This window comes from Achromobacter sp. (assembly GCF_036567245.1).
GTDB lineage: Bacteria > Pseudomonadota > Gammaproteobacteria > Burkholderiales > Burkholderiaceae_B > Achromobacter.
On sequence record NZ_DATCUY010000331.1, the window covers coordinates 1 to 7,354 of the forward strand.

Here is a 7,354-nt window from a genome sequence, read left to right on the forward strand (position 1 = left end):
GGCGGCGCTGGCCTGGGCCGCGCTATGCCTGTACGCAGCCGTCGCGCTGTGGCGCGGGCGCACGCGGCGCGCCATCTGGACCTGGCTGATCGGCATGGCCGCGTTGTTGGTGTGGTGGCAGACGCTGGCGCCGTCCAACGACCGGATCTGGGCGGACGACGTGGCGCGCACACTGCGCGGCAGCGTTTCCGGATCCATCGTCACCTTGGACAGCGTGCGCAACTTCGATTGGCAGGCCGATACCGATACGCGCTACACCGCCCGTTGGGAAAGCCAGCAATACAACCTGAACGAGCTGGCCTCGGTGGACATGGTGCTGTCGTACTGGGGCAGCCCGGCCATCGCCCACACCTTGGTCTCCTTCGGCTTCACCGACGGGCGCCACGTCGTGTTTTCGGTCGAAATCCGCAAGGAGCGCGGCGAACAGTTCTCGGAGATCGGCGGATTCTTCAAGCAGTTCGAACTGAGCGTGATCGCCGCCCAGGAGCGCGACATCCTCTACGTGCGCGCCGGGCCGCGCGCCGAGCGCGTGTACCTCTATCCCGTCGACATGCCGGTGCCCGCCATGCGCGAATTGTTCCTGTCCTATGTGCGCACCGCGAATGAGCTGGCCGACCAGCCGCGCTTCTACCACACGGTGACGGCCAACTGCACGACGCTGGTCTACCGCATGGTGCGCGCGATCGTGCCGGGCCTGCCCATGGATTACCGCATTCTCCTGTCCGGCTACCTGCCGGAATATCTCTACGAGCGGGGCGGGCTGGATACGGGCAAGCCGCTCGCCACGCTGCGCCAACAGGCCTATATCGGCAGGCCAGCCTTGCCCGGTCCCGATCCGGTCGAGTTCTCGCGGGCCATCCGCCAGCCGGCATCCGCGGGCACCGCGCAATGATCGGGCTCTGGCATGCCGGCGCGAAGGGCTGCGCAATCCTGGGCCTGCTGGCCTGCGCGGGTTGCGCGGGCGTCAAGGTGTCCTCCGTCAGCACGCAGGATTACATCGCCCAGCGCCGCGGCGACGTGCTCACCACCGGTCAGCTCAGCGCCTCCGCGCGCGAGTCCATGGCCGTGCTGGGCCTGAACGCGCAGGATTGCCGCAAGGACCGCGACGCCTGCACCCGGTCGCTGGCCACCATGGAAGGGCTGGACAGCGAACGGCGCCTGGCTACGCTGTCCGAAGTCTGGCTGATGGAGGCGCTCGCCACGGAGAAGCAGCGCCCCGCCAGCCAGGCCGGCCAGGACGAGCTGCTGGACGCTTACCTGCAGACGGCGCGGGCCGCCTACGCCTATTTGTTCTTCACGCCGCGCTCGCCCAGCGACCGCGCCTTCGAGGACCGCCAGACCCAGGTGCGCGACTACTACAACTACGCCGTGCAGCAGGCCGTCACGCGCCTGTTCGAACAATATCGCGGCCGTCCGCCGGAACCCGGAACGAAAATGACGGCCGGCGCCTGGCAGGTGCTGGGCGAGATGTCCGACGTCAAGCTGCCCGGCGGCAAGCAGTTTCCGCATGAACTGGTGCCTGCGTCGACCTTGACGTTCCGGGGACTGCGCAGCATGTACCGGCGCGACGGCTTCGGCGCTGAACTGGTGGCGGTCACCGCGCGCCGTGTGAATGATGCCGACACCTTCAAGACGCCATACAGCGAAACGCCATTTCCCGCCGTGACCGTCATCATGGGCTTTCCCGGCGACACGCTGGAACAGGTCATGGCCTCGCAGGAAGCGACCCTGGCGGCCTACGACCCCTACAAGCGCGACACGGTGGCGTTGGCTGGCACCACGGTGCCCCTGGCGGCCAACTTCACCTCAGGCTACGGCCTGTGGCTGGCGCGGTCGGGCTTCGCCACCCAGGCGCTGCGCAACGTGCTGGGCAAGGAAGAGGGCATCGAGGCGCCGCACGTCTACCTGTTACAGCCCTATGACCCGGACCGTCGCACCGTCATCATGCTGCACGGCCTGGCCAGCAGCCCGGAAGCCTGGATCAACGTCGCCAACGAGGTGCTGGGCGACGAGACCCTGCGCCAGCATTACCAGATCTGGCAGGTCTACTATCCGACCAACGCGCCGCTCGCGCTGAACAACCGCGCCATCCGCGACGCGCTGCGCCAGACGATCCAGCATTTCGATCCCATGGGCGCGGCCCAGGCCTCGCGTGATACCGTCATCATCGGGCACAGCATGGGCGGCGTGCTGAGCCGGCTGCTGGTATCCTCGTCCGGTACCGTGCTGTGGGACGCGCTGCGCGACCACGCCAAGCTGGACGAGACCCAACTCGCCCAGGCGCGCGCCGAATTCGATCCGGTGCTGAGCTTTGACGCGTTTTCCGGCATATCGCGCGCGGTATTCATCGCTGCGCCGCACCGGGGCACGCCATTTGCCGAGAACACTTTGTCGCGTTGGCTGTCCAATCTGATCACGCTGCCTGTGACGGTGGTCAGGCAGTTCGCCAAGCTCAACCGCCTGGCCGACGCCGATGGGCCGCCCCGGCCCGAATCCTCGATCCGGGTGCCCAACGGCGTGGACAACCTGAGCGAAAAGGACCGATTTGTGAGATTGACCGCGTCTATGCCGATTTCGCCGGCGGTGCGCTACCACAGCATCATTGCGAACAATACTCCCGGCGTTCCGCTGGCGGATTCGGACGACGGCCTGGTGCCGTACCGCAGCGCGCACCTGGACGGCGCCGAATCCGAGAAGATCATCAGCTTCTCGCATAGCGTGCAAGAGACGCCGGAGGCAATCCTGGAGCTCAGGCGCATACTCCGGCTGCAGCTGGAACAGGGGGGGCAATGATGCACGGGTTATTGTTCGGCCTTCTGCTCATCGTCGCCTGTGCGCTCACCGCCGCGCTCATGCGCCAGCCGGGCGTGGTGCTCTACGACTGGATCGCGACGCGCGCAAACAGGCGGCGGGCCGCCGTTCAACAGCGGCGAGCCGTAAAGCATGCGGCCGTGCGCGAAGCCGCCAAGGCCAAGCGCAGTCAGCCCGCCACCCTGGCCGGATAAGCGCCGCCGCCAGTCCGACAGGGCTGGCCAGGGAGCGCCGCGCCGGCTTATCAGGGTTCCAGCCCCAGGTGCCCGCGCAGTGTGCTGTGCTGGTATTCGGTGCGGAACAGCCCGCGACGCTGCAGCACCGGAATCACGTGTTCGACGAAATCGTCGATGCCCCCGGGCAGGGACGGCGGCATCAGATTGAAACCGTCGGCCCCTTCGTTTCGGTACCAGTGCTCCATCTTGTCGGCGATCTGCTCCGGCGTGCCCACCATGGTGCAATGGCCGCCGCCGGCCGCCAGCCGTCCGAGCAGCTGGCGCACCGTGGGTTTTTCGGTCTCGATGATGCGCAGGATGGTCGCGTAGCGGCCCTTGGGGCCGGTGAATTCGGACAAAGGCGGCAGGGTGGGCACCGGTGCGTCCAGTTCCCAGGCGGAACAATCCTGCAGGACGAAGGTGCCGAGCTGGCGCAACGAGGCGTCGCTGGGCAGCAGCACGTCCAGTTCGCGCTGCTTGGCCCGTGCTTCAGCGTCCGTCGAACCCACGTAGGTGACCAGGCCCGGCATGATGGGCACGAAATCCTGGCGGCCGGCGGCCAGCACGCGGCGCTTGATGTCGCGGTAATAGGCTTGCGCCGCGGGCAGATCGTAGGCGACCGCGTAGATCGCTTCGGCGCGCCTGGCGGCCAGGTCGCGGCCCTGGTCCGAGGCGCCGGCCTGGAACAGCACCGGACGGCCTTGCGGCGGACGTGGCACCGTCAGGGGGCCGTCGACCAGGAAATGCTCGCCGTGGTGGCCGATCTTGTGCACGCGCGCGGGCACGCCATAGTCGCCGGCGCGGTCGATGGCCAGGGCGTCCTGGTCCCAGGAGTCGAACAGCTTGAGCGCGACGTCGACGAATTCCTCGGCGCGCGCATAGCGCCAGTCGTGTCCGGGCATGGACTCGTAGCCGTGGTTGCGCGCTTCCGCGTCGAACATGGACGTGACCACGTTCCAGCCCATGCGTCCGCCCGAGATATGGTCCAGCGACGCCACCATGCGGGCCGCGTGGAAGGGCGTGAAAAAAGTGCTGGAGACGGTGCTGATCAGGCCGATGCGGGAGGTGGCGCGCGCGATCGCGGCCATGGCGGTCAGCGGTTCCAGGTACCAGCGCGGGCCGTCGCCGATGTTGTCGACCGATTGCCCGTCGGCGAAGAAGATGGCGTCCAGCTTGCCGCGTTCGGCGGTGCGCGCCAGTTCCTCGTAGTAGGCGATGTCGCCCAGCCGTTCGGCGGCGGAATCGGGGTGACGCCAGGCGGCGCGGTGGTGGCCGCAGCCGAAGATGAACAGGTTCAGATGCAGCATGGCGATCCGTTCCGGGCGGGGGCGGTGTAAGACGCGATAGGCATGGTCAGGCTCTTCGATTCCAGCGGCGGACAGGCAAACAGGCGCCGCACGCCGGCGAACTTAGCACAAAGCCGCGGGCGGCGTCCGCGCCAGGCGCGTTGACATTGCCGTGCCGCTCTCCTAATCTTGCGGCAATTCCTGGGGGAGCCCTGCAAGGGCTGAGATTCCGCGGCAACGCGGTAACCCTTTGAACCTGATCCGGGTAATGCCGGCGAAGGGAAGGACATCGCGCAGTCCGCGCGCCCTCCCTAGACTTTCATTCATCTTGCGGCCTGCGCACGGAAGCGCGGCGAGGCCGCCGCGTTGCGCGTCCGGCTGCCAGCCGGCAGCGGGAGGACCGATACCATGTTGACCCAATCCACCGCCCTGATGTGGCTGCTGCTGTTTTCGGGCGGCTTCGCCGTGGCCAGCGTCCTTTACACGCGGCGCAAGCGCGGCACGCTGGAGGACTACATCGTCGCCCGCAACAGCCAGGGCGCTTTCGGCACCATCCTGACGCTGATGGCCTCGACCCTGGGCGCCTGGATCCTGTTCTCGCCCGCGCAAGCGGCGACCTGGGGCGGCCTGGCGGCGGTGATCGGCTACGCGCTGGGATCGATGTCGCCGCGCCTGGTGATGATTCCGCTGGGGCGGCGCATGCGCGAACTGATCCCGCATGGGCACACCCTGACGGAGTTCCTGATGGCGCGCTACGGCCGGCCCATGTACGGGCTGGCGCTGTTCATCATGCTGTTCTATCTCTTCATTGCGCTGTCCGCCGAAGTCACGGCCATCGCCAAACTGGTCACCATGCTGGCACCCGTGCCGCTGTGGGCCACCGCGGCCATCGTGATGGGCACCACCTTGCTCTACACCACCTACGGCGGGCTGCGCTCGTCGATATTCACGGACCAGGTGCAGATGATGGTGATCGTGCCTTTGCTGGTGATCCTGTGTCTGGTGGGCTGGCAGGCCGCGGGCGGCGCCATGCCCACCATCGAGGCGCTGCAGGCCAAGGCGCCGCAGCTGCTGGACCTGACCGACCCGGTGGGCGTCAAGGCCGGGCTGACCTTCTTCGTCGCCATCCTGCTGACCGGTATCTTCCACCAGGGCAATTGGCAACGCATCTACGCCGCGCGCGACGCGCGCTCCATGCGCAACGGCTTCCTGCTGGGGGGCTTGCTGGTCGCGCCCTTCATCTTCCTCATGGGACTCTTCGGGTTGGCCTTCGTTGGCCTGGCGCCCCAGGGCGACAGCTCCATCGCGCTCTTCAGCGTCATCATGCCGCACGCGCCCGCGTGGTTCGTGATCGCCCTGATCCCGCTGGGGCTGTCGCTGGTCATGAGCACCGCCGACACCGCGATCAGCGCCGTCTCCAGCATCATCGCGGTCGATATGCGCCGCCTGATGCCCAACGCCAGTTCCATGACCATGAAGCGCCTGGCGCGCTGGCTGGTGCTGTTGATGGCCATCCCGGTCATGATCGTGGCGTCGCAAGGCTACAGCGTGCTGTACCTGTTCCTGCTGGCTGACCTGCTTTGTTCCGCCGCCGCGTTCCCGGTCTTCTACGGCCTGTTCAGCCGCAAGCACGACGGCCTCACCGCAACCGTCGCGACCGTCTCCGGCCTCGTGGCGGGCCTGTTCTTCTTCCCGGCGCCGGGCGACAAGCCCTCGTTCCTGCTGGAGTCCTTCCTGCTGGCCGCGGTGGTGCCGGTGGTGACGACGGTGTTGATGCGCTGCCTGCTGCGCGGCCGCAAGGAATTCGATTTCTCGACCCTGAGCGCGGCGGTGCGCAGGCTGGACCAGGATCCGGCCTGAACGGCTGTTGCGCGGCGTGGCGCCCCAAAGCGGGCGCCGCGCCGCCATTACGGCGCGCGCAGCGCCTTCTTGTCCACCTTGTTGGCGCCCGTGTAGGGCAGGGCGTCCAGAATGCTGATCACCGCGGGCACCTTGTAGCGCGCCAGATTGGACTGGCAGTGCGCGATCAACCCGGCCGAGTCGACAGCCGCGCCCGGCCGCAGGACCACGAAGGCGCGGATGACCTCGCCGCGGTAGCTGTCCGGCCAGCCCACCGCCGCGGCTTCGGCCACGTCTGGATGCAGGTACAGCACTTCATCGACCTCGCGCGGATACACGTTGTAGCCGCCCGAAATCACCAGGTCCTTCTTGCGGTCGCGGATGTACAGGAAGCCGTCCTCGGCATACTCGCCAATGTCGCCCGTATACAGCCAGCCCTCGCGCAGCGTTTCGGCGGTGGCGTCGGGCCTGGCCAGATAGCCTTGCATGATCTGCGGCCCGCGCGCGCGGATTTCGCCGCGCTGGCCGGGCGGCAGCACGACGCTCCCCGTTTCCAGATCGACCACCTGCACTTCCGTGTTCGCGACGGGCGTGCCGACCGAGCCATGCCGGGTTCCGGCCGGGCCGTTGTAGGTGAGGATGGGGCCGGCCTCGGTCTGGCCATAGCCTTCGTAGATCGGCGCGCCCACGGCGGACTCCCAGCGCCGGTGCACCTCTTCGGCCAGCGGCGCGGATCCGGAATAGCAGGCGCGCACGCTGGACCAGTCGGTGCCGGCAAAGCGCGGGTGCGACAGCAGGCCGGTATAGATGGTGGGGCTGCCGGGAAACAGCGTGATGCGCTCGCGCTCCACCGCGTCGCAGACGTCGTCGGGCCGATAGCGCGGCAGCAGCACCAGCGTGGCCGCGGAGCTGGCGGCCAGGAACAATCCCATGGCCATGCCGTAGGAATGGAATAGCGGCATGGCGCAAAGCACGCTGTCGGCGCCGTAGCGGGTGGGCAGGGCCAGTTCGCGCTGCAGCACATTGGTGGCGATGGCGTCGCGCCCGAGGATCACGCCCTTGGGCTGCCCGGTCGTGCCGCCGGTGTACTGCAGCAGGGCCGGCGCCTGGGCGTCGGCGTCGTCCAGCGGAGAGTCCTCGTCGCCCGGCGCGGGTTCCATCCAGGCGCGGGCCTCGTCCTCCGTGACCAGCCGGACCCCGAGC

6 protein-coding genes and 1 riboswitch are annotated in these 7,354 nt (G+C 67.9%); of the genes, 4 read left to right on the plus strand and 2 right to left on the minus strand.

Going from position 1 to position 7,354, the window contains the following annotated elements:
- The 3 genes from VIR09_RS14425 to VIR09_RS14435 all read left to right on the plus strand — a co-directional run.
- The coding region (locus VIR09_RS14425) for a DUF4105 domain-containing protein (RefSeq protein ID WP_332013484.1) at positions 1-892 on the plus strand (892 nt) is incomplete at its 5' end.
- Positions 889-2,793 carry an esterase/lipase family protein gene (locus VIR09_RS14430; RefSeq protein WP_332013485.1) on the plus strand — a complete coding sequence of 635 codons (1,905 nt, stop codon included), beginning with the start codon at positions 889-891 and terminating at the stop codon, positions 2,791-2,793. The genes VIR09_RS14425 and VIR09_RS14430, both read left to right, overlap by 4 nt.
- On the plus strand, positions 2,790-3,005 hold the full coding sequence (locus VIR09_RS14435; RefSeq protein WP_332013486.1) for a hypothetical protein: 216 nt from the start codon (positions 2,790-2,792) through the stop codon (positions 3,003-3,005). The genes VIR09_RS14430 and VIR09_RS14435 overlap by 4 nt, the downstream gene beginning before the upstream one ends.
- A gap of 50 nt (positions 3,006-3,055) precedes the next feature.
- On the opposite strand, the gene VIR09_RS14440 is transcribed toward VIR09_RS14435, so the two are convergent.
- Positions 3,056-4,333 (minus strand): LLM class flavin-dependent oxidoreductase, encoded by a 1,278-nt coding sequence (locus VIR09_RS14440; RefSeq protein WP_332013487.1) that lies wholly within the window; start codon positions 4,331-4,333, stop codon positions 3,056-3,058.
- A 172-nt stretch (positions 4,334-4,505) separates the two neighbouring features.
- A riboswitch (TPP riboswitch) is annotated at positions 4,506-4,612 on the plus strand.
- Between the two features lie 108 nt (positions 4,613-4,720).
- Between VIR09_RS14440 and VIR09_RS14445 the strand changes: the two genes are divergently transcribed.
- Positions 4,721-6,172, plus strand: a complete 1,452-nt coding sequence (locus VIR09_RS14445) for a sodium:solute symporter family protein (RefSeq protein ID WP_332013488.1) — start codon at positions 4,721-4,723, stop codon at positions 6,170-6,172.
- 47 nt (positions 6,173-6,219) lie between these two features.
- Here the strand turns inward: VIR09_RS14445 and VIR09_RS14450 are convergent.
- Positions 6,220-7,354 (minus strand): AMP-binding protein (locus VIR09_RS14450; RefSeq protein WP_332013489.1); only part of this gene is annotated, 1,135 nt, incomplete at its 5' end.